Source organism: Roseovarius sp. THAF27, from assembly GCF_009363655.1.
In the GTDB taxonomy this organism is placed as follows: domain Bacteria; phylum Pseudomonadota; class Alphaproteobacteria; order Rhodobacterales; family Rhodobacteraceae; genus Roseovarius.
The window spans coordinates 2,711,241-2,735,304 of sequence record NZ_CP045393.1; the positions used below are offsets into that span (position 1 = coordinate 2,711,241).

Here is a 24,064-nt window from a genome sequence, read left to right on the forward strand (position 1 = left end):
GGGAGTGGAAACATTGAATGACAAGTTGATTTACGGGGTCCTGATCGCGGCCGTCGCCGTGCTTCTGGCAGTGGCAGCCCTGCGCCCGAAACCCGAACCGCTGGGCGACCAGACCGCCCAGGCCAGCAGCGAAACCTCTGAGGAAGATGCCGCCGCCGAAGGCGACAGTGAAGGCTCCGAAGACCAAGCCGCCGCCTCCGAGAGCGACAGCGAAGGATCCGAAGACCAAGCCGCCGCCGCCGAGAGCGACAGCGAAGGTTCCGAAGACCAAGCCGCCTCCGCCGAGAGCGACAGCGAAGGCTCAGAAGACCAAGCCGCCTCGGCCGAGAGCGACAGCGAAGGCTCAGAAGACCAAACAGCCGCATCCGAGAGCGACAGCGAAGGTTCCGAAGACCAAGCAGCCGCCGCCGAGAGCGACAGCGAAGGTTCCGAGGAACAAGCCGCCGCATCCGAAGGCGACAGCGAAGGCTCCGAAGAACAAGTCGCCGCATCCGAGAGCAGCAGCGAAGGCTCCGAGGAACAGGCCGCATCCTCCGAAAGCGACAGCGAAAGCTCAGAAGACCAAGCCGCCGCATCCGAGAGTGACAGCGAAGGTTCCGAGCAACAAGCCGCCGCATCCGAAAGCGGCAGCGAAGGCTCCGAAGACCAAGCCGCCGCCTCCGAAAGCGGCAGCGAAGGCTCCGAAGAACAAGCCGCCGCATCCGAGAGCGACAGCGAAGGTTCCGAGGAACAAGCCGCCTCCGAAAGCAGCAGCGAAGGTTCCGAAGAACAAGCCGCCGCATCCGAGAGCGACAGCGAAGGTTCCGAGGAACAAGCCGCCGCATCCGAAAGCGGCAGCGAAGGCTCAGAAGACCAAGCCGCCGCATCCGAGAGCGACAGCGAAGGTTCCGAGGAACAGGCCGCCGCATCCGAGAGCAGCAGCGAAGGTTCCGAAGAACAAGCCGCCGCATCCGAGAGCGACAGCGAAGGTTCCGAGGAACAAGCCGCCGCATCCGAGAGCGACAGCGAAGGTTCCGAGGAACAAGCCGCCTCCGAAAGCAGCAGCGAAGGTGCCGAAGATCAAGCCGCCTCCGAAAGCAGCAGCGAAGGTGCCGAAGATCAAGCCGCCGCATCCGAAAGCGGCAGCGAAGGCTCCGAAGATCAAGCCGCCGCGTCCGAAAGCGACAGCGGAGGCTCTGAAGAGCAAGCCGCCGCCTCCGAGAGCGATAGCGAAGGCTCCGAAGAACAGGCAGCCTCCTCTGAGAGCGATAGCGAGAGCACCGAGGGCACGCAATCCAGCGCCGACCAGATCGCCGCGCTCGAGGAACGTGTCGCAGCGCTCGAGGCTCAGCTCAGCGAAGGCGGCTCAGGCTCCGGCGACAGTGGATCCGCGTCAGGCGAAGACACCGAAACCTTCGGCGTCGGCTCCACCGCGGTCCTGAACGATGGCGACGTCCGCATCTTCGTCAGCTCCATCGCCGACGACACCGTGCGCTTTGCCGTCAACGGCTTCAACGTGCAATCCGCCGAGTCGGGCTCCGAGGTCGAGCTTGAAAACGGCTGCATGCTGACGGTCGAAGCCGTGGAGAACAACACCGCACGCTTCGCCACAGCCTGCGAATAAACACGAACGAATGACCCCGGGCGCATCACGTGCCCGGGGTCACTCCGTCTCAGTATCCTGTCAGTTTCTTGTGCGCGTGGGTGACGGTGCCATCGGTATCCGTCATGGTCACGTCCACCGCCTGCGCCCGGCTCGGCACCGACAGCGCCACCTGCGGGTTCTCCGACAGCGAAATCGACCCCGTCATCTTGACATATCCCGCGCCGTCCAGGTCGATCTCGACCGTCTCGACATAGCGCATGGGCAAGAACAGCAGCGTGATCTGGTCCATCTGCATCCCCGAATGCGACGGGTGCGAAATGTCCACGTCCATCCGGTTCAGACGGTTCGCCAGCTTGTCCGCCGCACTCTGCCCCAGGCCCGTCAGACGCCCGGCCAATTCGATTTCCATCTGTCCCAGTGTTTCCAGCGCAAGCTCCGGATCGGTGCCCGGCGGCGCCGCGCAGGCCCCCTGCCCCGAGGTCTTGACGAAGGCCTCGGCAACGAACAGCCGTCCGTCGGTCGTCTCGGCCACGACATGCATCGGTGTCGGCCCGTTGATCCGCATGGTCACGTCGAAAAAGAACGCCGGCAGCGGGGAATCCAGGTCAAACACCGCCGAGACCGGCATCGGGTTCTCGTCGATCACCAGCGTCACGCTGGCAATCTCGGCCCCCTCCGGCGCCACCACCTGCGCCGCCAGCTGCGTGCGCGCGTCGTTGCCCGTCCGATACGGCGCGTCGATGGCAATCACCTGTGTGCCGTCCAAGAGCGCCCGCTCGCCATAGATCTCGGCGCTCAGATCCTCCCATGTCCCGGCCAATGCCGGCACCGCCATCAGGCACAGCGCACTCAACGCGCGCATGGATGTTGCGATCATTCCGTGCCTCCTCCCGACAGGAATATGCCAAAGGCCCGCGGGCCGTCGCATGTCTCCACGTCATATATCACGTCCAGCGTTCGGGCGTCCATCACGGTCACCGTGTTCTCGAACCAGTTGGCAAAGACCACGCGGCTCCCGTCCGCCGTGGCGTCGATCCCCTCGGGATATTCGCCGACGCCGACCTCCTCCACCTGCGTGAGCGTCTCAAGGTCGATCACGCTCAAGGAATTCGCATACTGGTTGGTCACGAAGGCCCGACCGCCTGCGAAGGCAACGCCATAGGGCCGCTCGCCCACCGGCACCGTGGCCAGCACAGCGCCGGCTTCGGCATCCACGACGCTCACGTCATTGCTGCCCACGTTGCCCACGAAAAGCCGCCCGTCCGGCGCAAACCCCAACCCATAGGGCCGCACGCCCACGCCGACCCTGTGCAAAACCTCAAGGGTCCCGGCATCCCACACCGACACCCGGTCGGCATCCTTCTCGGCACTGGCCAGGAACCGCCCATCGCCCGACAGCGCGATCCCCGCCGGCTCCGCCCCGGTCTCCAGCTCCTGCAAAACCTCCAAGCTTTCGGCGTCCAGAACCCAAAGCCGCGCTTTATACCAGTCCGACACGAACAGCCGCCCGCGCGCGGCATCCAGCGCCACGCCGGTCGGTCCGCCATCCAATACCGTTTCATTCAAAAGCCTGCCGGTGGGCGTAAACCGCCGCACGGTCTTGGTATCCGGGGAGACGGAATAGACCGCATCGCCACCAACGGCGACCCCGGCAGGCTTGCCCGCCACGTCCCAGCGATCGACCTCGGCCCCTCGGGCCACGTCAATCACGCTCAACGCATCGGCAGGCTGACAGGTGACAAAGGCGGTCTGCCCGGCCACCGGCGTGGCCAGGCAAAGCGCCAGCGCATCAAGAACCCGGCGCACCGAACCGCTCGGTCAGGGCATCCAGCCCCGCCTGGTAGACCCCGCTCACGGCCGCAATCGCCGCCTCGTCGTTCAGTTCGGGCGGCGGATCGTTGTTGGGATAGCCGCGATAGAACGCGCCGCGCCATTCCACGATCGACCCGCCCCCGTCACGCGGCTTCACCGTCAGGTGGGACGAGTAATTCGTCACCGGCAGCGTCTCGACCGCCACCTCGGTGATCCGGTAGGAATAGGTCATCTTCTCGGCATCGTACTTGTAGAGGATCTCGTCGATGGTCGGGCCACCCTCTTCGCCCAGCGTCAGCACGCGCGTGGCGTCAACCTCGTTTCCGCCCTCGCCTTCCGTCGAATGCACCGCCGGGTGCCAGGACATGTCCTGGAAATTGCCGATCGCCTCCCAGACCTCGGCCGGGTCCGCCGCCACCTCGGTGGTCAACGTCACCTTCTGCCGCGTCGGCCCGTGCGCCAGCGCCATGCCCGGCAGCATCAGCGCCGTCAGGCTGGCCATGAACACTCGTCTTCTCATGTATCTTCCTCCCTGAAGATTCGGTTTTTCAAGATTTGTCGCATCCCCCGCGCCCAGATCTCGTCGGCGCTGCCGCGCACGCTGACGCTGCCGCCCTTTACGATCTCGCCGCTGCCGGCATCCTTCAGTTGCACCGCGATGGACACAAGAACAGGCGACACCATGTTGATCTTGCCCACAAGGATGAACTCCGCGCCCAGCGTCTCGGCCATGCGGATGTCGCATCCGTAACAGCTCGCCGGGTTGCTCACGCGCTCCAACTCCTCCGCCACCGGCGCAAGGTCCAAAAGCGTATAGCCCTCTGCCTCGAATCGCTCTGCCAACATCCCTTCAAGCATCGTCACCCGCGCCAGGTCGGCCTCGTCCGGCCCCTCGGACATCAGCGCCGAGGATTGCGTCGTCTGGTCCGAACTGTCCTCCAGATGCAGCCCGAAAAAGGCCACCTCCCCTTGCGCGTGCGCAGCCGGGGCGAAAGCCAGGAACAGGAACAATATCAATCGCATACGGACGTTCTTAGAAGTTAAGAGTCGCCCTTCATTCTGCGTTGCGTACAGTTATTGCGAAACACGGCAATTGGTATTGGTCGGGCCGCGAGGACCAACCTCGCGGTAAGGGAGGAAAAAAGTGCTGAACCGTTTTGCGACGCTTTTCGCGGCCGCGCTGCTCTGCGCCGCCACGCTGATTTTCACCGCAGGAACAGCCGCGGCCATTGACGTCCGCGCCGCCGTTCTGCGGGTGGATTACCAGGTCCAGCGCCCCATCTCGCGCTTTGACGAGGCGCCCGAGGACCTGGGCTTCGCCGGCGCCGCCCTGGCCGACTCGGACAACAACAGCACCGGCAGTTTCATGGGCCACACCTACGAGACGATCCAGAAATCCGCCGCGCCCGACACCGCCGATGCCGCCCTCGATGAAATCCTTGCCGACGGCATCCGCCTGATCGTCATCCACGCCCGGGAAGAGGACGTTTTGCGCCTCGCCGACCGCGCCGCCGAGGATGGCGCGCTGGTCTTCAACGCCCGCGCAGGCGACATGCCGATGCGCAACGAGGAATGCCGCGCCAACCTGCTGCACACCGCCACCAGCTATGCCCAGCAGGCAGACGCCATCGCGCAATTCGCCATCTGGAAGAAGTGGCCGCGCTGGGTGCTCATCTCCGGCTCCAACCCCGCCGACAAGGCGCTGGCCGACGCCTATCGCCGTGCCGCAACCAAGTTCGGCGCAAGTATCGTCGAGGAACGCGTGTTCGAAGACACCGGCGGTGCCCGCCGCACGGATTCCGGCCATGTGCTCGTCCAGCGCCAGCTGCCCACCTTCATGCAGGACCTGCCCGAGCATGACTTGGTCATCACCGCCGACGAGACCGACTATTTCGCTGCCTACCTCACCTATCACCTGTGGGACCCCCGCCCGGTGATGGGCTCGGCCGGTCTGCGCCCCGTGCAGATGCATGGCGGCCACGAAGCCTACGGCGCGACCCAGCTTCAGACCCGGTTCGAGGACCTGGCGGGCCGTTACATCAAGGATGCCGACTACAACGTCTGGATCGCCCTGCGCGCGGTGGGCGAGGCCGTGACCCGCGCCCAGACCGCCGAGCCCGACGGCGTGAAGGAATACCTGCTCTCCGACCAGTTCGAACTGGCCGGCTTCAAGGGGCAGGAAGTCACCTTCCGCGACTGGAACGGCCAGATGCGCCAGCAGGTCATGCTCTATGACGACCGCGTCACGGTCAGCGTCAGCCCGCAGGAAGGGTTCCTGCACCAGAACGCCGTGCAGGACACGCTCGGCCTCGATCGCCCGGAATCGGCCTGCACGGCCTTCAGCAACTAAGGGGAACACATGAAACTCAAGGCACTCCTTCTGACCTCCGCCCTGGCGCTCGCCGCCGGGCCCGCGCTGGCCGGCAAGGCCTTCGTGACCAACGAGCGTGGCAACACCATCACGGTGGTCGACACCGAAACCTGGGAAGTGATCGACGAGTTTTTCGCCGGCAACCGCCCCCGTGGCATCACCGCCAGCCCCGACGGCACCAAGATCTATGTCTGCGCCTCCGACGACAATCTCGTCCGGGTGTTCGATTCGGAAACCTACGAGGAACTGCCCTCGCTCCCCTCCGGCCCCGACCCGGAACTGTTCATCATCGAACCCTCGGGCAAGCGGCTTTATATCGCCAACGAGGATGACAACCTGGTGACCGTCACCGACACCGAAAGCCGCACCGTGCTGGCCGAGGTGCCCGTGGGCGTGGAACCCGAAGGCATGGGCATGAGCCCCGACGCCAAGTGGGTCGTGAACACCTCCGAGACGACCAACATGGCGCATTTCATCTCGACCGAGGATTACACGATCAAGCACAACATCCTGGTCGACCAGCGCCCGCGCTACGCCCAGTACACCGCCGACGGCACGCGCCTGTTCGTGACGTCCGAGATCGGCGGCACCGTCAGCGTCATGGACATCGCCGAGGACGGCACGCCGACCCTGATCGAGAAGATCAGCTTCGAGGTTCCCAACGTGCAGCCCGAATGGCTGCAACCCGTGGGCGCCAAGGTCACGTCCGACGGCAAGCGCCTCTTCGTGGCGCTCGGCCCCTCGAACCGCGTCGCCGTGGTCGATGCCCAAAGCCTCGAAGTGCTCGATTACATCCTCGTGGGTCAGCGTGTCTGGCAGCTCGATTTCACGCCCGACGAGAAATACCTGCTGACCACCAACGGCAATTCCAACGACATCACCGTCATCGACGTGGCCAAGGAAGAGGCCGTGCGCTCCATCCAGGTTGGCGAACAACCCTGGGGCGTGGTGACCATCGAATAATGAAGGAGACTGATAAGATGAAGAAACTGATGATGGCCGCGGCCACCGCCGCCACCTGCCTCACCGGCCCCGCCGCCGCAGCCCCGCTCTGCGACGACCTCGGCTTTGCCGGCCTGCTGGCCGCCTGCAATCGCGGCGACGATATCCCGATCACCCTCGCCTCGGGCCAGCCCCTGCACGAAACAGGCTCCGTGAACCTGCAATCCGGCGCCTACTACACGCTTGAAATCACCGCCGACGGCTCGGCCGAGCTGGCCGTCACCGGCAGCGATTTCTTCCGCGCGATCTGGATGAACGAAATCGTCATCAACCAGATCGAGATTCGCCCCATGGCCGTCGACTCCCTTGAATTCGACAAGGCGGGCGTGGCCACGATTTCCTTCATCGCCATCAAGCCGGGCAGTCACACCCTGCGCATCCCCGGCTCCACCGGCGAAACGCAACAAGTCACTTTCAACATCCAGTAACGGAGACCCAACAATGAAACGTATTTTCGCAATCGCGGCGCTGGTCGCCTCGCCCGCCCTCGCCGATGACGACGCGGTCGACGCCGAAACCGTCGAAAAGATCGAGGCCTGGCTCGCCTCCGTCGAATGTCAGATGGACCCCGACGATATCGAAGCCGAAGACGATGGCGGCTACGAGCTTGACGACGTCATCTGCAAGGGCGGCGACCAGTTCGACATCGTCCTCGACGCCGACCTGAACGAGGTCGAACGCCGCGCTGAGTAAATTCTCCGTTCTCCCATGGAGTGAAGGCCCGCCATGTTGCGTATCATAGCATCTCTCTCCTTCTTGCTATGCAGCATGGCGGCCTACGCCCAAGAAACCCCCACGATCCGCGCCGCGACCCTCCAGATCGGCACGGTCAACTGGGAGCTTCAGACCATCGTCGACCAGGGCCTCGACGCAAAACACGGCTTCACCCTCGACATTCAGCCCTATGCCGACAACGGCGCCACCCGCATCGCGGTCGAAGGCGGCGAGGCCGACATGGCCGTCGCCGACTGGATCTGGGTCGCACGCCAGCGCGCCGCGGGCAAACCTTATGTCTTCATTCCCTATTCCCGCGCCGTGGGCGGCGTGGTTGTTCCCGCCGACTCCACCGCCGAAACCCTTGCCGACCTCGCGGGCCAGAAGATCGGCATCGCCGGCGGCCCGCTCGACAAGTCCTGGCTAATCCTGCGCGCCTACGCGGCGCAAACCTATGACCTCGACCTCGAAGCGGAAACCGAACAGGTCTACGGTGCCCCGCCCCTCATCTTCCGCACCGCCCTTGACGGCGGCCTCGCGGGGGCCATCAACTACTGGCACTACCTCGCCAAGATGAAGGCCGCCGGGATGCGCGAACTCATTTCCGTCGACACCGCCGCCCGCGAACTGGGTCTCGACCCCGAAACACCCCTCCTGGGCTATTATTTCAAGGAAGAATTCCTGTCCGAAAACCCCGACCTCGCCCAGTCCTTTTTCGAGGCCAGCCGCGAGGCCAAGACCCTGCTCATGTCCTCCGACGACATCTGGCAAGACCTGCGCCCGATGATGAATGCCGACAGCGACGCCGAATTCAAGCAACTGCGCACCGACTGGATCGCCGGCATCCCGGCTCGCAAACCCATCGACACCGACGCCGCCCAAGCCCTGCTCAGCCTCATGCACGACCTCGGCGGCGCAGAGCTCGTGGGGCAGGCGGACACCCTGCCCCCCGGCCTTTTCGCAGACGTCGAATAAATGCAGGCCAAGCTGACGCCGGTTTTCTCCATCGCGGGGCTCCTGGCCCTTTGGGTCGTGGCATCAACGCTCAAGGCTGACCCGCAGGTTCTGCCCACGCCCTGGGCCCTCGCGCCGCTCTTCGCGCAGGAAATCGAAAATGGCGCGCTCCTGGCAAATCTCGGCGCCACGCTGCTGCGCGTGCTCTGGGCCTTCTGCCTCGCCATGACCCTCGGCACCGCCATCGGCCTCGCCATGGGCCGCTCCCCCGCGCTCAACCGCTGGCTCGACCCATGGCTGGTCATCTTCCTGAACCTGCCAGCACTCGTTCTGATCGTGCTCTGCTACCTCTGGATCGGCCTGACCGAGGCCGCCGCCATCGCCGCCGTCACGCTCAACAAGGTGCCCAACGTCGCCATCGTCATCCGCGAAGGCGCCCGTGCGCTGGACCCGCAACTTGACGCGCTGGCCCGCGTCTACGCCATGTCCCGCTGGACCCGCCTGCGCCACGTTATCCTGCCCCAACTCGGCCCCTTCATCGCCGCCGCCGCCCGGGGCGGCGTGGCCGTCATCTGGAAAATCGTGCTGGTGGTCGAATTCCTTGGCCGCTCCTCGGGCGTCGGCTTTCAGATCCACCTCTATTTCCAGCTTTTCGACGTCGCCATGGTGCTGGTCTACGCCTTTTCCTTCATCACCGTGATGCTGCTGGTCGAATGGGCGCTCTTGCAACCGTGGGAACGCCACGCAACCCGGTGGCGCCGCGCATGATCACCGTCTCCATCACCGAGAAACGCTTCGGCGACGACCGCGTGCTCGGCCCCATCGCCTTCGACATCGCGGCAGGCGAAACCGTGGCCCTTGTCGGCCCCTCCGGCATCGGCAAATCCACCCTCCTGCGGCTGGTCTCGGGCATCGACACCGATTTCACCGGCCGGATCGACCGCCCCGACGCCATCGCCATGGTCTTCCAGGAACCCACCCTGCTGCCCTGGCGCTCCGCCCTCGACAATCTCACCCTTCTGCACCCCGGCCTGCCCCGCGACCGCGCCCTCGCCGCGCTCGACGAGGTCGGCCTTTCGGGCAAGGACACCCTCTTCCCCGGTCAGCTCTCTCTCGGGCAGCAACGCCGCCTCGCCCTCGCCCGCGCCTTCGCAGGCCAGCCCGACCTCCTGATCATGGACGAGCCGTTCGTCTCGCTCGACGCCGCCGCCGCCGACCGGATGCTGACGCTCACCGAGGCGCTCATCTCCCGCCACCAGCCTGCGACCCTGTTCGTGACCCACGACATGGCCGAGGCGACACGGCTTGCACACCGGACCCTGACACTGGAAGGTGGGCCAGATGGCGCGCAACTCAGCCAAGGACCAAAGGACCGGACCACGTGACCACAGGCCTGACCGTCAACAACCTCAGCTTTCACTACGGCGCCAAGCAGGCGCTGGACGACGTGACGTTCGACGTCGCCCCCGGCACCTTCTGCGCCCTTCTCGGCCCCAACGGCGCGGGCAAATCAACGCTCGTTGCCCTCCTGACCCGCCTGCTGGTGGCGCCCCAGGGCGAAATCACCGTCGCGGGCCACGACATGCGCCGCGAACCACGCAAGGCCCTGGGCAAACTCGGCGTCGTCTTCCAGCAATCCACGCTCGATCTCAACCTGTCGGTCCGCCAGAACCTCGCCTATTTCGCCGCCCTCCAGGGCCTGCCGAAATCCGAGATCCCGGGCCGCATCGACGCCGCGCTCGACCGGCTCGACATGCGCCAGCGCGCCGACGAAAAAGCCCGCGACCTCAACGGCGGCCACCGCCGCCGCACCGAACTCGCCCGCTCGCTCATCCACGAGCCGCATGTGCTCTTGCTCGACGAGCCCACCGTCGGCCTCGACGCCGCCTCCCGCCAAGGCATCACCGATCACGTCCACAAGCTCGCAAAGACCGGCCTCTGCGTTCTCTGGACCACGCACCTGACCGACGAGGTGCGCGACGGCGACGCCCTCGTCGTCCTGCACATGGGCCGGATCATCCACCGCGGCACCGCTGGCGCGGCCCGCGGCGATCAAAGCCTGTCGGACTGGTTCCTGTCGCGCACGGGAGAAGCCGCATGACCGGCACCATCCGCGTCGCAAAAGCGATCATCGCCCGCGAGTTCCTGCGCTTCGTGCACCAGCGCGAGCGCTTCATCGCCGCGCTTGTCCGCCCGCTCGTCTGGCTCCTGATCTTCGCCGCCGGCTTTCGCGCGGCCCTCGGCCTCTCGATTATCCCGCCCTACCAGACCTACATCACCTACGAGACCTATATCGTGCCGGGCTTGTGCGCGATGGTGCTGCTCTTCAACGGGATGCAATCCTCGCTCAGCCTCGTCTACGACCGGGAAATGGGCTCGATGCGCCTTCTGCTGACCAGCCCCTTCCCGCGATGGTGGCTGCTGATCTGCCGCCTCTTCGGGGCCACGATCATCTCGGTGCTGCAGGTCTACACGTTCCTCGCCATCGCCGCCGCCTTCGGCATCACCATGCCCACATGGGGCTACTTCGCCGTGCTGCCCAGCCTGATCCTCGGCGGACTGATGCTCGGCGGCCTCGGGCTGGTTTTGTCGAGCTTCATCAAGCAGCTGGAGAACTTCGCGGGCGTGATGAACTTCGTCATCTTCCCGATGTTCTTCATGTCCTCGGCCCTCTATCCGCTCTGGAAGATGGCCGAAAGCTCACCGCTCCTGCGCGACATCTGTGCCCTCAACCCCTTCACATACGCGGTCGAGCTGATCCGCTTCTCGCTCTACCTGCAGGTCAACTGGACCGCGCTCGCCTGGGTCCTGGGCAGCACGCTCGTCTTCTGCGCGCTGGCCATCTGGGGCTACGACCCCGCCCGCGGCCTGATGAAGCGCAAGACCTGAGGGCGCTCAGATGTCGAACTCGGTATCGTTCACCGTCCGGCAGCGCCAGCTCCGTACACGTTCGTTGGGATGGGTCGACACCCAGCGCGCCAGTTCCGGCTGCGCCCCGGCAAGGCACTGCATCGGCGTGACATCGGTGAACACGAGGCTGCGCTCGCGGCATTGGGTGGGATCTGTCGCCAGGCAGGCGACGAACAGGAGCTCTATCATGATCGTTCCTTACGCGTTGCGTTGGTCCTCGCTCCCGTGCCTCCAGCCATCCGACACCATTGGCGCTAAGAAAAGCGTAACCGCACCGTGCGCAACGCGTCACGCCAGAATCTGTGCGAAAAAATGCGGCACTTCATCGCAAATGCCCATGGTAAAGGCGCTTGCGCCATGTCGCTGAAAACCCTCCTCGGCCTCGGCGCGCTTGCTTTGGGCGTCGGCACATGGGTCACCGCCCTCATCCTCTGGCTGGGTCTGCTGGCCGTCTCCGACCGTCTGGATGCCACGCTCAAGGCCGAACAGCGCATGTCGGGTTATGCGGGCCTCTCGACCCAGGCCGCCACTTTCCTCGTCGTCGCGACCGAGGCCGTTCAGCGCGAGATGCCCGCCGCAACCCGCACCCAGCGGCTGGAACCGGTGGTCGAAAACCTCCGCACCTCCTTCGAGCGCTTGCAACAGAACGTGGCCCAGGCCGTGCAGGAGGCCGAGGACCTCGGCATCGACGCCCAGTCCCGCTTCGGCACCCAGTCGCTCGGCCTCGCCCGGATGGAAGCACTCCTGACCAGCACGATGCGCGGTCTGTCGAGCGACGACATCGACCGCCCCCGTCTGCAGGCTCATATCGACAGTTTCGCCACCGGCTTCGACCCCCTGCTCAGCCAGGCCGTGCAGACCGAGCAGCTCTTTCGTAACGACATCCGCGCCGATATCGTCGCCCTGCGCCAGAAGTTGACGCTGGCCGCCATCGTCATCGCCGTGGCCTCCGTCCTGATGGTGCTGGCCTTCTACTTCGGCCTCATCCGTCCGCAATTCGCCCGGCTCGACCGCCTACGCGATGCGGCGCAAAAGATCGGACAGGAAGATTTCGCCATCGACCTGCCCGAAACCCGCCGGGACGAGATCGGCGGTCTCTACGCCGAGACCAACCGCATGGCCCACGCTCTCGCCGCCCGCAAATCGGCGGTCGAAGAGGACCGCGCGCAACTCAGCAGCATCATCGCCGCCCGGACCGAGGAATTGCGCGCCGCCAACGAAACCCTGGCCGAGATCGACGAGAACCGCCGCCGCTTCTTCGCCGATGTCAGCCACGAATTGCGCACACCGCTGACCGTCATCCTGATGGAGGCGCAGATCGGCCGCGCCGCGGGCGGACCCGAGGCTGACGCCTTCGCCACGATCGAGGCCCGCGCCGCCCGCCTCAACCGCCGCATCGACGACCTTCTGCGCGTCGCCCGCTCCGACAGCGGCCAACTGGCGCTGGAGTCCGCGCCCGTTCCCCTCCCAGACCTCATGACCGAAGTGCACGAGGAAGTCCGCGCCGAGGCCGACAACGCAGGCATGACACTCACCCTGTCGAACATCCCCGCTGTCACTCTCACATGCGACCGCAACTGGATCCGGCAGGTGCTGGTCGGCCTTGTCCGCAACGCCATCCGCCACGCCCGCGACGGCGGCCGGATCCGGCTCGACGCGCAGGCCGCCGCCGACATGGCCACTATCGCCGTCACCGACAACGGCCCCGGTATCCCGCCCGAGGACCAGCCCGGCATCTTCGAGCGCTTCTCCCAGGCGGGCAGCGCCTCGTCCCAGGGGTTCGGCATCGGGCTCGCCCTCGCCCGCTGGGTGATCGAGTCCCATGACGGCACCATCACCCTTGAAAGTCCCGTCCTCCGCGACACCGCCCTCGGCGACGCACCCGGGACAAAGATCGCGGTTCGCCTTGCCCTTTCATCCGGCTAAAACGGCGCTATCCTCAAGCCCGCAGCCGCGAAAGAGACCGCCCCGCCATGACCCGCCTCCTGATCGTCGACGACGACCCGGAAATCACCTCCGCCCTGGCGCGGGGGCTGGGCCTGCACGGCTACGAGGCCGAGACGGTCAACCGCTATGACCACGCGCTTGAAAAGCTGCGCACTGAGACCTTCTCGGGCGCCATCATCGACGTCATGCTGGGCGCCGACAGCGGCCTCGACCTCGTGCGCCGCGCCCGAGAGAGCGGCGCCACCCTGCCCATCCTGATGCTCTCCGCGCTCTCGGATGTCGAACACCGCACGGCGGGGCTGGAGGCCGGGGCCGACGATTACGTGGTCAAACCCTTCAGCTTCGACGAACTGGTGGCCCGCCTGCGCGTGCAGGAACGCCGCGCGACCTCGCAGCGCCCCCAGCCCGCCACGCTGACCCGCGACCGGAGCCTGCAGACCCAGACCGCCAGAGTCTCCCTGACCGAGCGCGAGGACGACCTCCTGCGCCTTCTCATCGCCCATGACGGCACGCCCTTGCCACGCGGCGACATCTTCGATGCGCTCTGGCAGACCGAGGGATCGGGCAACGAAAACGTGGTGGACGTCTATATCGGCTATTTGCGGAAAAAGCTGCGCGACGCCGATTTCGGGTTTGAGATCAAGACGGTACGCAATCAGGGCTTCGTCATCGACGGCCTCGCGCCGCGCACGGAATGCCGGAACTTGGACTAAAGTCTAAGCGTTTAATAGAAAATAAGAGTCGCAATACCGCGGCCGAGTTGTCATGTTTACAGCGTCATTCAAAGGAGGAGAACCATCATGGCATGGGCAAAACCGATCATCCGCGAAATCGAATGCGGCATGGAAATCAACATGTACGGACCTGACTTCGACGAAGAGCGCGAAGTCCTGATCTAAGACGGCTTGCGCGCGGGAGGATATCTCGATGTCATTCCGCGCGCATATTCTCGGCGCTGCTGCCGGGGGCGGCCTGCCCCAGTGGAATTGCGGTTGTGACAACTGCAATCTCGCGCGTTCGGGCGACATTCCCTCACAGACGCAATCGTCCCTCGCCGTGACCGGCAACGGTACGGACTGGGCGATCCTGAACGCATCGCCCGACATACGCGACCAGTTGGCGAACACATCCGCGCTTCACCCCACGGACCTGCGCAAGCTGCCGCTGACCTCCGTGCTGGTGACCAATGGCGATATCGACCATGTCGCGGGCCTGCTCACCCTGCGCGAAATGCAGCCCTTCACGCTCTTCGCCACCAAAGGCATCCACGAGGTTCTTGCCGCGAATCCCATCTTCGACGCGCTCAACTCCGACGTCGTCACCCGCACCAACATCGCCCTCGACGCACCGTTCGAACTGGCCCCCGACCTCACCGCGACGCTTTTCGCCGTGCCGGGAAAGGTCCCGCTCTACATGGAGAGCGAGACGGTCGAGACCGACCTGATGGGCGAACAGACCGTGGGTGTCGTGCTGGAAAACGGCGACACGACGGCCTTCTACATCCCCGGCTGCGCACGGCTCAATGACGACCTGCGCGACCGCCTTCAGGGTGCCGACATGGTCTTTTTCGACGGCACGCTCTGGCGCGACGACGAAATGGTCCGCGCGGGCCTCGGCAAGAAGACAGGCAAACGCATGGGACACATGTCCATGTCCGGCCCCGATGGGTCCATCGCCGCCTTCGCCGGGTTGGATATCGGCAAGAAGGTCTTCGTACACATGAATAATACCAACCCGGTGCTGCGCCCCGACTCGGCGGAAAAGGCCGAGGCTCAGGCGGCGGGCTGGATCATCGGACAGGACGGAATGGAGATCACCCCATGACGCAAAGCCGCGAAGAATTTGAGGCCCGCCTGCGCCAGATCGGCGCCGAGCGGTATCACGACCTGCACCCGTTCCACGACCGCCTGCATGGCGGCGACTGCACGCCGGACCAGGTCCGCGCCTGGGTGCTGAACCGCTACTATTACCAGCACACCATCCCGATGAAGGACGCCGCCTTCATGAGCCGCGTCGAGGATCCCGACCTGCGCCGCGCCTGGCGGTCCCGCATCGAGGATCACGACGGCACCGCCGAGAACGAAGGCGGCATCAAGCGCTGGCTGCGCCTGGCCGAGGCCGTGGGCCTCGACCCGGCTTACGTCGCCTCCCGCGAAGGCGTGCTTCCGGCCACGAAATTCGCCTGTGACGCCTATGTCCGCTTCGTCCGCGACAAAACGCTCTTGGAGGCCGTCGCCTCGTCCCTGACCGAGCTTTTCGCGCCCAAGATCCATGCCAACCGGATCGAGGGCCTGCTGAAGAACTACGATTTCGCCGACGACAGCTCGCTCAGCTACTTCAAGACCCGGCTGAAAGAGGCCCCCAAGGACGTCGCCTTCGGCCTCGCCTGGGTGCTCGACCACGCCGACACGGCAGAAAAACAGGACGCCGCCGCCAACGCCCTGATCTTCAAGACAGACGTGCTGTGGTCCCAACTCGACGCCCTCTGGAGCGCCTATGTCGAACCTGCCCGCATCCCCCCCGGCGCCTGGCAACCGGGCGAAGGGCTGCTGCTCGAAAGGGCCTCCTGATGATCGCCACCGACATTCCCTCCCTGCCCCGCGGCGTGCGCCTGCATTTCGACAAGGTGCGCGACACCTGGGTCCTTCTGGCCCCCGAACGCGCCATCACCCTCGACCAGATCGGCCACGCCATCCTGACCGAGGTCGACGGGCACCGCAGCTTCGGCGAGATCACGCAGACCCTCTCCGAGAAATACAACGCCCCGGTCGAACAGATCGCGCAGGACAGCAACGGCTTTCTGACCGCCCTGCGCGACCGCCGGTTCCTGGACGTGACGGCATGAAGATACCCGCCCCCATCGCCATGCTCGCAGAGCTGACGCACCGCTGTCCGCTCTCCTGCCCCTATTGTTCCAACCCTGTGGAACTGGCGCGGCAGGACAGCGAGCTGAACACCGAAACCTGGATCCGCGTCTTCGACGAGGCCGCGAAGCTTGGCGTGCTGCAACTGCACCTCTCGGGCGGCGAGCCCGCCTCCCGCCGCGACCTCGTTCCGCTCGTCCAGGCGGCGCGCGACGCCGGGCTCTACACCAACCTCATCACCTCCGGCATCGGCCTGACCGAGCGTCGATTGAAGGAACTCGACGAGGCCGGCCTCGATCACATCCAGCTGTCCCTGCAAGGCACCACGCCCGAAATGGCCGACGAGATCGGCGGCTATGACGGGGGCTACAAGCGCAAGATGCAGGTCGCCGAATGGATCGGCCAGATCGGTTTCCCGCTCACGCTCAACGCCGTCCTGCACCGCCGCAACCTGCACCAACTGCCCCGCGCCATCGAAATGGCGCAGGAAATGGGCGCCCGCCGGATCGAGGTCGCCACCGTGCAATTCCACGGCTGGGCGCTCAAGAACCTCGACACGCTTATGCCGACCCGCGAACAGGCCCGCGAGGCCACCCGCATCGTGGCCGAATCCCGCGCCGCCCTCAAAGGCAAGCTGGTGATCGACTACGTGCCCGCGGATTACCACGACGACTACCCCAAGCGCTGCATGGGAGGCTGGGGCAGCACGGGCCTGAACGTCGCGCCCGACGGGCAGGTCCTGCCCTGCCACGCCGCGCAGTCCATTCCCCATCTGGAATTCGAGACCGTCCGCGACAAGCCGCTCGACGAGATCTGGTATAACAGTTCGGCCTTCAACGCCTATCGCGGCACCGACTGGATGCAGGAGCCCTGCAAATCCTGCGACCGCAAGCTGGTGGATTTCGGCGGCTGCCGGTGCCAGGCCATGGCCATCGTCGGCGACCCCGCCGCGACCGATCCGGTCTGCATCAAGTCACCGCATCATGGGGCGTTGCAGGCACAGGCCAACACACACGCGTCCAACACCGACGCGCCGCTGGTCTACCGCACCATGCCCGGCAAGAAAGCGGTCGAACCGACCAACTAGGGCCGGCTCAGAAACAGACGATCTCGGCTTCCGCCTGCGCCCGGCGCAGCTCCGCCACCAGGTTCGCCGCGGCGGCCGAGCTGTTGAAGACCGCCATGCGCTCGCCGCCCACCCGGCGCATCGACAACACCGTTTCGGCCTCCAGGTATTCCTCGTAGGACAGGATTTGCGCCACCTCGTCGACGGAGCACGAGCATTTCTGCAACATCTCGCGCGTGGTGCCGTTGGTGGACATGCAGGCAAAGACGTAATCCGCCCGCGCCGCCGTGGGGAAATCGTTCAGCCGTTCCGCTGCGGTCTGGCCGAAGGCAAGCCCCGGCGCCGCGATCAGCATCGCGACCAATACACGCCCCACGCCGCCCCGGCCCCCGCGCCGGGGCCTCCTGCCCGAACGCAGAGGTCCCGGGTCAAGCCCGGGACGCGGTGCGCTGTACTCAACCGGCTGTCTCATTGCGTCGCCTCCTCCAGCGTCTCAAAAGTCACTTCCGAGCGGTAGCCGTCGCCACCCTCCGGCCCCGGCGCCTCGGCCAGAAGGTTCAGATACCAGCCCGGCACGTCTTCAGACATCGTGACCGTCAGCGTCAGGTCGCCAAAGCCGCGCATCTGCGCGCGGTTGGGATCTTCGGCGAAAGGCTGCATCGACACGGTCTGCGTTTGAACTGTCTGCCCGTCAAACTCGGCCTCGCCCCTCGTCACCTCGTTGGGCTGCACCAGCGCCTCCTTCACCCGGTTGCGGATGTAGAACTTGCTGCCGCCGGCGCTCTCGGCCATGTCGCGCACGGCGGTCTCGTAAAAGAACATGATCATCGGGTTGCCCACGCTGGCCGGGAACTGCCCCAGCTTGCGGTACTTTTCGCCCTGCCGCAATTCCAGCACCGCCAGCGGGCTTTCTCCCTCGCCCACGGTCAGCGCCACCTTGCCGCTGTCGCGCTCCGCCGCCTCGGGCGCCAGCGCGTTGCTGACCTGCCGCTCGTAAACCAGCGACTGGTCCCGCGACACGTCATCCAGCGTGCCGTTGCGGAACAACAGGTCATAGGTTTCCTGCCCGCTCAGCGGCGCGGCCACAGCGGCGGCACAGCTCAGGACAAGCCCGGTCAGGGCACTCGTCACGCGCATCATCATGCTCAAATCTCCTCCCTATTCAGGCCAGACACTAAAGGCTCCGGCGGCGCTGTCACCGGCCACTTTCGTATCACCCCGCGCCTCGGCATCCCCTTGCTGACCGATCTTCCACGCCATCAGCGGCCGCAGCCGGTTCAGCTTCACCGGCTTGTAGATCACCGAGATGTCATAGGTCAGCCCCGCCGCCCGCACCCGGGGGCTGCGATCGGCGGTGATCAGGATCGCCGGCACATGCGTCTTGGTCAGATTGCGAACCCGTCCGATTGCATCCACCCCGGTCTCGTCATCGTCGAGCGTATAGTCGGCCAGGATGATATCCGGCGCCATGCCCATGTCCTCGACGCAGGTCACCGCCTCGTCGATGGACCGGCAGGCCAGCACGTCCGCCCCCCATTGTTCCAGCCGCTTGGTGGTGCCGAACAGAACGTCGTCGTCGTTCTCGATCAGCAGAACGATCTGGTTCTCCAGAAGGTCGTCGGCATTCGACGCAAGACTCAGGGGCTCATTGACCGCCGGCGCGTCCGACACCGTCTCCAGCTCGATCCGGAACACCGACCCCACGCCGGGCTTCGACTTCACCGACAGCTTGTGGCCAAGCAGGCGACAGGCCCGCTCCACCACCGACAGGCCCAGGCCGACGCCCGCGGCCAGCTTCTCGCCATCGGCGCGGGCGAACTCCTCGAACACCCGCTGCTGGTCGCGCTTGGGAATGCCGATGCCGGTGTCCCAGACCTCCAGCACCACGCGACCCTTGCGGCGGCGGCACCCGACCAGGACGCGGCCTCCGGGCTGGGTGTACTGGATCGCGTTCACCACCAGGTTCTGGATCGACCGCAACAGGTAGACCGGATCGGACCGCACCAGCACCGAACAGGGCACCATCTTCAGGCTCACGTTCTTCTGCTCGGCCACAAGGCTCTGGTCGGCATGGATGCTGTTCATCATCGAGGTCAGGTTCACCACCAGCGGCGACACCGTGTCGGGCGCCGCACTTTCCAGCCGCGAGATGTCCAGCAGCAGGTGCAGCAGTTGCTCGGTCGAGCGGAACGACCCTTCCAGCCGCTCCACCATGCCATGCATGTCGGTGCCGCGCGACGTCTCCAGCAGGGTCGAAATCAACAGCTTGGCGGCATTGATCGGCTGCAACAGGTCGTGGCTTGCGGCGGCCAGGAAACGCGTCTTCGACGACACCGCCTTCTCCGCCTTGTCCTTGGCGTCGCGCAAGGCTTCCTCGACCCGCGCTTTCTTCTCGTATTCCTCGGTCAGCTTCTCGTTGGCGCGGGTCAGCTCGGCGGTGCGCTCCATCACCCGGCGTTCCAGCGTTTCGGTTGCGCGGGCCTCCAGCGTGACGTCCTCGACCTCCACCAGGTAGCCGCTGTCGGGCATCTCGTGCATGTGCAGTTCCAGCACCCGCTCGGGCCCCAGCCGCACGCGCTGGCGAAACGCGCCCTCGGTCACCAGCTTGCGATAGATCGCCTCGATGTTGACGGCATCGCCCTCGACCGCCAGCCCGTGGGCGAAAAGATACTCCACCAGCGCCGTCACCGGCTCGCCTTCCGCGACATAGGACGCGGGCAGGCCCAGCAACTCGCGGAACTGGCCGTTATGCATCAACACCCGGCCCCGCGACGAAAACGTGCACACCCCAGAGGTCAGCGTCTGGAACACCGCCTTCAGGTAATCCTCCTGCCGGTCGATCAGGCTTTCCTTCTCCGACCGGTTGCGCCGCACGAAATCGGTAATCTCGGTCAACAGCAGCACCACGTTGTCGCCCGACGTGTGCTGCGCGCTCAGCTGGAACCAGCGGTCGTCGGCCATCTCGATCATGACCGAGGTGATCACCCCCTCGTCGCGCCGCTTCTCCAGCGTGGCGGGCAGCGTGGCCAGGTTGCGGTCGGCCGAGCGGAAGAACTTGCTCGACACCAGCCGCGCAAAGAACCGGCCAATCGACAGCCCCGTGTCGATTTTGTTCGAGATATCGGGGAAAAGCTGCAAAAACAGGTGGTTGCACAGCTCCAGCTTGCCGTCGATGAACAGCGCAAAGCCCCCTTCCATCGACGACAGCGCCGCCACCAGGCTCTTGCGCATCCGCTCCTGCTCGCCGCGCACCGTCTCCAGCTCCGAAACCGCGCGCGCCAGGTCGCGGCCCTGCGCCTGCATCTTCTCCTGCAGCTCTATGGCCGACTGGAACGCGCGAAACGCCGAGGGGCGCACATCGTCCTGCCGGTTCGCCCGCCGCATCAGCGCGTCGATGATCCGCGCCTGGCGCTCGACCTGCACATCCAGCGGCTCGTCGGGGTTCACCAGCATCAGTTCAGCACCCGCGCTTCGGGCCTGAAGAACGCCACGCCCACGAAGGTCTGGTTCATGTGCAGGCCCGATTTCTGCTCGCCATAGGTGTTGAACCCGATCACGCGGTGGGCGCGCAGAATGTTCGACACCTCCTGCGTCAGCTGCTTGTGCTCGAATTCCAGCCGCCGCAGGAAACAGTCGAAGCCCAGGATGAAATCCGGCTCCTGTCCCGCGGCATCGCGCGTCGACAACCCCTCGTGCAGCGCATCCAGGCTGCCCTTCGCCTTGCCAAGGGTCAGAATCAACCCGTCGTCGATGGCCGCCAGCAGCGACAGCGCACCGCCCGGCTTGGTATCGCTGATCGCGCGGGCGTAATGGGTCAGGTTGTGGCGCAGCATCATCGGGTTTTCCGCGAACACCTCGGGGCTCAGCGCCTCGGGCGGGCAGCCCACCAGCCGCGCATATTCCTCCGCCGCCGGCGCGCCGTTGATCTCGTAGACCAGCCGCTCCTCCGGGTCCGCCGAGGTGATCACGATCTGCGCGCCCTCGGGCTGGAAATGGTCGAACGCCACGCCCTGGAACTGCAGGTCGGTCTCGATCAGCAACAGCACGGCGGCGCCCGAATGCGCCTCGCCCTCATGCAGCACAAAGGTCCGCTCGAACTTCAGCCCGTCGCCGGCCGAGCCGCCGAAGATCGGCACGTCGCCCAGCACCGCGTCCAGCGTCGACACCAGCAGGTCCTCCTGCTTGGACAACCCGTCCGCCACGATCAGCGCGAACCGGTTCCAGCCCGCCGTATGCCGGAACCGCTCGGCCTGCTTCTGCGCCTCGGCGGCAAAGGCCGTGGCGTGATCCGGCCGCAGGTCCCGAAACAGCATCGACGCGCAGCGGAAGTTCCGGCGCGGAAAGCCCAGCAGCAACAGCGCCTGGTCGTCATAGCCGTCAGTGGTGATCTGCCCGGCCGAACTGCAGCCGAAGACCGGCACGCCCTGAAACGCGCCGGACAACAGCGCGCTGGTCTCGTCCACGTCCAGGCAACCGGGCAGGATCGCGAAAACAAAGCACAGGCCCTTGCCCATCAGCGCCTCGCTCGCCTCGGCCACCGCCGCGGCGGGGTCCTCGGCCCGGGATTCCCCGATCACAACGAATTCAGGGGGGGCGGGCTTCACGCGTCCGCGCCTAGTGCTGAAGGAAGGCGCGCGCCTCGGGTTCGGCATGGCGCGCCATCACCGATTCCACGAACACCACCGCCTGGGTCCGGTTGCGCACGTCCAGCCGCCGCAACAGCGCGGTGATATGCGCCTTCACCGTGGCCTCCGCCAGCGACAGCTCATAGGCGATCTGCTTGTTGGGCTTGCCGGCGCAGATCAGCTTCAGGATATTGACCTGCTGCGGGGTCAGGATGCTCAGCTCCGGCGTGGTCTTGAACAGATCGTCCTGCTCCTCGCCGGCTTCCGCATCGACGTACTCGGCGGGCACATAGCGCCGCCCGGCCGCGATCTCGGTGACCGCGAAATGCAGCGTCTTGGCCGAGGCGTCCTTCGGCAGGAACCCCATCGCGCCGGACCGCAACAGCCTGCGCACCAGTTCGCTCGATGCCAGAGAAGAGATCACCAGAACCCGCGCCTCGGGCAGACGCTCGCGCAGCTTTTCAAATCCCGACACACCGGTCACGTCCGGCAGCTTGAGGTCGAACATCACCAGGTCTGGTCTGAAATCGTCGTCCACCAGGTCGAAACAGGCCTGGAGGCTGCCGGCCTTGCGGATGTCGCATCCCGGAAACCCCAGCGTCAGGGCCGTTTCCAGCGCGTCGCTGTAAAGCGGATGGTCGTCCACGATCATCACGGACGACACAGGCTGCGCGCCCGCGCATTCGTCTCTTGCTGCCAACATGCCGATCCTCCCGAAGAGAAAAGTAGCACCAAATCGAGAATGATCAACCGTTTGGAACAGGCGCGGCGGAACCGGCGGCTGTCGGCCACCCGCTCCGCCTCGGCGCGCAGCAAGACGTCGCCTTGCCCTGCAGGGCCCGCGACCGTCCCGCCCTTCAGCGTGCAAACCGCGCCAGGTCGCCCGCCGGGGCCGCGTCCGAATAGATCGCCCGGTCCAGCTCCGCCAGCCGGGCGCGATAGCGGTCCGCGCCGGGGCCCGACCGGGACAGCGCCACCAGCGCCCGCCGCATTTCCCCGACGCGCCCGGCCCGCGCCGCCCGGCGCAGCGCGCGCCGCTGCGGATGCAGGGCCGGCACCCGGTCCGACAGCCGCGGCAGGCCCGACCACGCCCGTCCGCGCAAGCCCAGCATCAGCGCCGCCGCGAACACCGCCAGCGCTGCGCCCAGCGCCGGAACTCCCGGCAAGACCGCTTCGGCGGGGTCGGGCCGGGGCGCCGCCTGCCCGGTGTCGGCGGGATCATCGCCGCTGCCGGGCACCCGCGCGCCATAGGCCACCCGCTGCGCATTGATCTCGACCGTCCGGCTCTGCCGCGTCGTGGTGTCGAAGTAATCAAAGCTCAGCGGCTCAACCACGGCCGACACGTCGTTGCCCGGCCGGATCGTCCAGCGCCAGAAGGCAATGGTCTTCGGCCCCTCCGGCGTCAGCTGGATCAGCCGCTTTTCCGGGTGGGCGAAGATCATGCCCGTGGGCGAGGTCAGCTCCGGCATCGGCGGGATCATCTCGGGCGTGGCCCCCAGCGCCTCGATGCGGATGACCCGCAACACGCCCTCCCCCGGCGTCAGCTGGTCGGGTGCGTTCGACCACTGGTCCGAGACCTGCAACTGACGTACCGGGAACCACCAGTCGCTGCCCTCCGGCGCCGGGTCCACCTCGATCGTGATCGGCTCGGACGCGATCTCGTGCGCGAACCAGTCGTCTCCCTCGTCCGTCAGCGTCAGCTGGTGCCGGAACGCCCCGATGGTCAGGGTGCCGGGGCGCTCCGGGTACACCGCCATGCGCCGGATAAAGACCTTCACCGCGCGCCCCTCCACCCGCTCTTCGCGCCAGGTGTCAGGCCCCAGCTGCGACCAGTTGAACCCCTCCAGCTCCGGCTGCAAGAGCTTTTCGCGCGTGATATAACGCCGATAGGTGCCGCGGATCGTCAACAGCACCATTTCCCGCGTGTAGGGCGTCGCCGAGCGCTCTTCCACGCTGACCTCCAGGGACAACTCGCCGGGATGCACCTCGCGCGTCTGCCCGACCGCGATGTCCGGGATCATCGGAACGACCATCGCCAGCATCCAGACGCACAGGCCCGCTGCACTCACCCCCCGTCCCGGACTTGATCCGGGACCTCCCGCCCGCCATCGCCAGAGGCCCCGGCCCTCAGGCCGGGGCGGGCCCACGACCCTGTCCCCCAGGTCCGCCATTGCAAGCCGCGCCCACAGGTGCCGACCGATCCACCCGGCCAAT

28 protein-coding genes are annotated in these 24,064 nt (G+C 66.0%); 17 read left to right on the plus strand and 11 right to left on the minus strand.

Going from position 1 to position 24,064, the window contains the following annotated elements:
- Positions 1–25: 25 nt before the first annotated feature.
- On the plus strand, positions 26–1,603 hold the full coding sequence (locus tag FIU89_RS13655) for a hypothetical protein (RefSeq protein ID WP_172978112.1): 1,578 nt from the start codon (positions 26–28) through the stop codon (positions 1,601–1,603).
- Between the two features lie 49 nt (positions 1,604–1,652).
- Here the strand turns inward: FIU89_RS13655 and FIU89_RS13660 are convergent, their stop codons facing one another.
- From FIU89_RS13660 to FIU89_RS13675, 4 genes are read right to left on the minus strand one after another with little or no spacing between them, the layout of a single operon-like run.
- Positions 1,653–2,462, minus strand: coding sequence for a quinoprotein dehydrogenase-associated SoxYZ-like carrier (locus tag FIU89_RS13660; RefSeq protein ID WP_152493112.1), 810 nt, complete (start codon positions 2,460–2,462; stop codon positions 1,653–1,655).
- Positions 2,459–3,391 carry a YncE family protein gene (locus FIU89_RS13665; RefSeq protein ID WP_152493113.1) on the minus strand — a complete coding sequence of 311 codons (933 nt, stop codon included), beginning with the start codon at positions 3,389–3,391 and terminating at the stop codon, positions 2,459–2,461. Before FIU89_RS13665 ends, FIU89_RS13660 begins: the two co-directional genes overlap by 4 nt.
- Positions 3,375–3,917: an SRPBCC family protein gene (locus FIU89_RS13670; RefSeq protein WP_152493114.1), complete on the minus strand. Its 543-nt coding sequence runs from the start codon at positions 3,915–3,917 to the stop codon at positions 3,375–3,377. Before FIU89_RS13670 ends, FIU89_RS13665 begins: the two co-directional genes overlap by 17 nt.
- A complete protein-coding gene (locus FIU89_RS13675) occupies positions 3,914–4,420 on the minus strand; it encodes a DUF3280 domain-containing protein (protein WP_152493115.1) in 507 nt (168 codons plus the stop codon). Before FIU89_RS13675 ends, FIU89_RS13670 begins: the two co-directional genes overlap by 4 nt.
- A 178-nt stretch (positions 4,421–4,598) precedes the next feature.
- Here FIU89_RS13675 and FIU89_RS13680 point away from each other — a divergent pair, with 178 nt between their 5' ends.
- From FIU89_RS13680 to FIU89_RS13720, 9 genes are all read left to right on the plus strand, one after another.
- Positions 4,599–5,747, plus strand: coding sequence for an ABC transporter substrate-binding protein (locus tag FIU89_RS13680; RefSeq protein ID WP_152494523.1), 1,149 nt, complete (start codon positions 4,599–4,601; stop codon positions 5,745–5,747).
- A gap of 9 nt (positions 5,748–5,756) precedes the next feature.
- A complete protein-coding gene (locus FIU89_RS13685) occupies positions 5,757–6,731 on the plus strand; it encodes a YVTN family beta-propeller repeat protein (protein ID WP_152493116.1) in 975 nt (324 codons plus the stop codon).
- Positions 6,732–6,748: 17 nt separating this feature from the next.
- Positions 6,749–7,198 (plus strand): hypothetical protein, encoded by a 450-nt coding sequence (locus FIU89_RS13690; protein WP_103764963.1) that lies wholly within the window; start codon positions 6,749–6,751, stop codon positions 7,196–7,198.
- A gap of 13 nt (positions 7,199–7,211) precedes the next feature.
- Complete coding sequence (locus FIU89_RS13695; protein WP_152493117.1) at positions 7,212–7,463, plus strand: PepSY domain-containing protein; 252 nt, start codon at positions 7,212–7,214, stop codon at positions 7,461–7,463.
- A gap of 75 nt (positions 7,464–7,538) precedes the next feature.
- Complete coding sequence (locus FIU89_RS13700) at positions 7,539–8,459, plus strand: ABC transporter substrate-binding protein (protein ID WP_254701677.1); 921 nt, start codon at positions 7,539–7,541, stop codon at positions 8,457–8,459.
- Positions 8,460–9,206 (plus strand): ABC transporter permease, encoded by a 747-nt coding sequence (locus FIU89_RS13705; protein WP_152493119.1) that lies wholly within the window; start codon positions 8,460–8,462, stop codon positions 9,204–9,206.
- Positions 9,203–9,823, plus strand: coding sequence for an ABC transporter ATP-binding protein (locus tag FIU89_RS13710; RefSeq protein ID WP_152493120.1), 621 nt, complete (start codon positions 9,203–9,205; stop codon positions 9,821–9,823). Before FIU89_RS13705 ends, FIU89_RS13710 begins: the two co-directional genes overlap by 4 nt.
- Positions 9,820–10,539, plus strand: coding sequence for an ABC transporter ATP-binding protein (locus tag FIU89_RS13715; protein WP_152493121.1), 720 nt, complete (start codon positions 9,820–9,822; stop codon positions 10,537–10,539). The genes FIU89_RS13710 and FIU89_RS13715 overlap by 4 nt, the downstream gene beginning before the upstream one ends.
- Positions 10,536–11,327, plus strand: coding sequence for an ABC transporter permease (locus FIU89_RS13720; RefSeq protein ID WP_152493122.1), 792 nt, complete (start codon positions 10,536–10,538; stop codon positions 11,325–11,327). The genes FIU89_RS13715 and FIU89_RS13720 overlap by 4 nt, the downstream gene beginning before the upstream one ends.
- A 6-nt stretch (positions 11,328–11,333) precedes the next feature.
- Here the strand turns inward: FIU89_RS13720 and FIU89_RS13725 are convergent, their stop codons facing one another.
- The gene (locus tag FIU89_RS13725; RefSeq protein ID WP_152493123.1) at positions 11,334–11,537 is read right to left on the minus strand and encodes a hypothetical protein; all 204 of its coding nucleotides are present in this window, start codon (positions 11,535–11,537) and stop codon (positions 11,334–11,336) included.
- Positions 11,538–11,705: 168 nt separating this feature from the next.
- On the opposite strand from FIU89_RS13725, the gene FIU89_RS13730 reads away from it, so the two are divergent.
- The 7 genes from FIU89_RS13730 (at position 11,706) to pqqE (ending at position 17,246) form a co-directional block, all read left to right on the plus strand.
- Complete coding sequence (locus tag FIU89_RS13730) at positions 11,706–13,274, plus strand: HAMP domain-containing sensor histidine kinase (RefSeq protein WP_254701678.1); 1,569 nt, start codon at positions 11,706–11,708, stop codon at positions 13,272–13,274.
- 47 nt (positions 13,275–13,321) lie between these two features.
- Positions 13,322–14,008 carry a response regulator transcription factor gene (locus tag FIU89_RS13735; RefSeq protein ID WP_152493125.1) on the plus strand — a complete coding sequence of 229 codons (687 nt, stop codon included), beginning with the start codon at positions 13,322–13,324 and terminating at the stop codon, positions 14,006–14,008.
- 87 nt (positions 14,009–14,095) lie between these two features.
- The gene (gene pqqA, locus FIU89_RS13740) at positions 14,096–14,194 is read left to right on the plus strand and encodes a pyrroloquinoline quinone precursor peptide PqqA (protein WP_057796095.1); all 99 of its coding nucleotides are present in this window, start codon (positions 14,096–14,098) and stop codon (positions 14,192–14,194) included.
- A 28-nt stretch (positions 14,195–14,222) separates the two neighbouring features.
- Positions 14,223–15,119 (plus strand): pyrroloquinoline quinone biosynthesis protein PqqB, encoded by an 897-nt coding sequence (gene pqqB, locus FIU89_RS13745; protein ID WP_152493126.1) that lies wholly within the window; start codon positions 14,223–14,225, stop codon positions 15,117–15,119.
- Positions 15,116–15,865 carry a pyrroloquinoline-quinone synthase PqqC gene (gene pqqC, locus FIU89_RS13750; protein WP_152493127.1) on the plus strand — a complete coding sequence of 250 codons (750 nt, stop codon included), beginning with the start codon at positions 15,116–15,118 and terminating at the stop codon, positions 15,863–15,865. The genes pqqB and pqqC overlap by 4 nt, the downstream gene beginning before the upstream one ends.
- Entirely contained in the window at positions 15,865–16,140 is a 276-nt protein-coding gene (gene pqqD / locus FIU89_RS13755; protein ID WP_152493128.1) for a pyrroloquinoline quinone biosynthesis peptide chaperone PqqD, read from the plus strand. Before pqqC ends, pqqD begins: the two co-directional genes overlap by 1 nt.
- Positions 16,137–17,246 carry a pyrroloquinoline quinone biosynthesis protein PqqE gene (gene pqqE / locus FIU89_RS13760; RefSeq protein ID WP_152493129.1) on the plus strand — a complete coding sequence of 370 codons (1,110 nt, stop codon included), beginning with the start codon at positions 16,137–16,139 and terminating at the stop codon, positions 17,244–17,246. The genes pqqD and pqqE overlap by 4 nt, the downstream gene beginning before the upstream one ends.
- A gap of 7 nt (positions 17,247–17,253) precedes the next feature.
- Here the strand turns inward: pqqE and FIU89_RS13765 are convergent, their stop codons facing one another.
- The 6 genes from FIU89_RS13765 to FIU89_RS13790 form a co-directional block, all read right to left on the minus strand.
- Entirely contained in the window at positions 17,254–17,580 is a 327-nt protein-coding gene (locus FIU89_RS13765; protein ID WP_152494524.1) for a hypothetical protein, read from the minus strand.
- Positions 17,581–17,693: 113 nt separating this feature from the next.
- Positions 17,694–18,368 (minus strand): hypothetical protein, encoded by a 675-nt coding sequence (locus tag FIU89_RS13770; protein WP_368373263.1) that lies wholly within the window; start codon positions 18,366–18,368, stop codon positions 17,694–17,696.
- 15 nt (positions 18,369–18,383) lie between these two features.
- Complete coding sequence (locus tag FIU89_RS13775) at positions 18,384–20,678, minus strand: ATP-binding protein (RefSeq protein WP_254701679.1); 2,295 nt, start codon at positions 20,676–20,678, stop codon at positions 18,384–18,386.
- Positions 20,678–21,802, minus strand: a complete 1,125-nt coding sequence (locus FIU89_RS13780) for an FIST N-terminal domain-containing protein (protein WP_254701680.1) — start codon at positions 21,800–21,802, stop codon at positions 20,678–20,680. Before FIU89_RS13780 ends, FIU89_RS13775 begins: the two co-directional genes overlap by 1 nt.
- Positions 21,803–21,839: 37 nt before the next feature.
- Positions 21,840–22,553: a response regulator transcription factor gene (locus tag FIU89_RS13785; RefSeq protein ID WP_152493131.1), complete on the minus strand. Its 714-nt coding sequence runs from the start codon at positions 22,551–22,553 to the stop codon at positions 21,840–21,842.
- Positions 22,554–22,707: 154 nt separating this feature from the next.
- Entirely contained in the window at positions 22,708–23,919 is a 1,212-nt protein-coding gene (locus tag FIU89_RS13790; RefSeq protein WP_254701681.1) for a hypothetical protein, read from the minus strand.
- Between the last annotated feature and the right edge of the window lie 145 nt (positions 23,920–24,064).

Excerpts from the sequence above, each read along its gene's own strand:
- FIU89_RS13660 (WP_152493112.1), bottom strand. The coding sequence starts at position 2,462 with ATGATCGCAACATCCATGCGCGCGTTGAGTGCGCTGTGCCTGATGGCG.
- FIU89_RS13670 (WP_152493114.1), bottom strand. The coding sequence starts at position 3,917 with ATGAGAAGACGAGTGTTCATGGCCAGCCTGACGGCGCTGATGCTGCCG.
- FIU89_RS13675 (WP_152493115.1), bottom strand. The coding sequence starts at position 4,420 with ATGCGATTGATATTGTTCCTGTTCCTGGCTTTCGCCCCGGCTGCGCAC.
- FIU89_RS13685 (WP_152493116.1), top strand. The coding sequence starts at position 5,757 with ATGAAACTCAAGGCACTCCTTCTGACCTCCGCCCTGGCGCTCGCCGCC.
- FIU89_RS13690 (WP_103764963.1), top strand. The coding sequence starts at position 6,749 with ATGAAGAAACTGATGATGGCCGCGGCCACCGCCGCCACCTGCCTCACC.
- FIU89_RS13695 (WP_152493117.1), top strand. The coding sequence starts at position 7,212 with ATGAAACGTATTTTCGCAATCGCGGCGCTGGTCGCCTCGCCCGCCCTC.
- FIU89_RS13700 (WP_254701677.1), top strand. The coding sequence starts at position 7,539 with ATGGCGGCCTACGCCCAAGAAACCCCCACGATCCGCGCCGCGACCCTC.
- FIU89_RS13705 (WP_152493119.1), top strand. The coding sequence starts at position 8,460 with ATGCAGGCCAAGCTGACGCCGGTTTTCTCCATCGCGGGGCTCCTGGCC.
- FIU89_RS13710 (WP_152493120.1), top strand. The coding sequence starts at position 9,203 with ATGATCACCGTCTCCATCACCGAGAAACGCTTCGGCGACGACCGCGTG.
- FIU89_RS13720 (WP_152493122.1), top strand. The coding sequence starts at position 10,536 with ATGACCGGCACCATCCGCGTCGCAAAAGCGATCATCGCCCGCGAGTTC.
- FIU89_RS13725 (WP_152493123.1), bottom strand. The coding sequence starts at position 11,537 with ATGATAGAGCTCCTGTTCGTCGCCTGCCTGGCGACAGATCCCACCCAA.
- FIU89_RS13730 (WP_254701678.1), top strand. The coding sequence starts at position 11,706 with ATGTCGCTGAAAACCCTCCTCGGCCTCGGCGCGCTTGCTTTGGGCGTC.
- FIU89_RS13735 (WP_152493125.1), top strand. The coding sequence starts at position 13,322 with ATGACCCGCCTCCTGATCGTCGACGACGACCCGGAAATCACCTCCGCC.
- pqqA (WP_057796095.1), top strand. The coding sequence starts at position 14,096 with ATGGCATGGGCAAAACCGATCATCCGCGAAATCGAATGCGGCATGGAA.
- pqqB (WP_152493126.1), top strand. The coding sequence starts at position 14,223 with ATGTCATTCCGCGCGCATATTCTCGGCGCTGCTGCCGGGGGCGGCCTG.
- pqqC (WP_152493127.1), top strand. The coding sequence starts at position 15,116 with ATGACGCAAAGCCGCGAAGAATTTGAGGCCCGCCTGCGCCAGATCGGC.
- pqqD (WP_152493128.1), top strand. The coding sequence starts at position 15,865 with ATGATCGCCACCGACATTCCCTCCCTGCCCCGCGGCGTGCGCCTGCAT.
- pqqE (WP_152493129.1), top strand. The coding sequence starts at position 16,137 with ATGAAGATACCCGCCCCCATCGCCATGCTCGCAGAGCTGACGCACCGC.
- FIU89_RS13765 (WP_152494524.1), bottom strand. The coding sequence starts at position 17,580 with ATGCTGATCGCGGCGCCGGGGCTTGCCTTCGGCCAGACCGCAGCGGAA.
- FIU89_RS13770 (WP_368373263.1), bottom strand. The coding sequence starts at position 18,368 with ATGATGATGCGCGTGACGAGTGCCCTGACCGGGCTTGTCCTGAGCTGT.
- FIU89_RS13775 (WP_254701679.1), bottom strand. The coding sequence starts at position 20,678 with ATGCTGGTGAACCCCGACGAGCCGCTGGATGTGCAGGTCGAGCGCCAG.
- FIU89_RS13785 (WP_152493131.1), bottom strand. The coding sequence starts at position 22,553 with ATGTTGGCAGCAAGAGACGAATGCGCGGGCGCGCAGCCTGTGTCGTCC.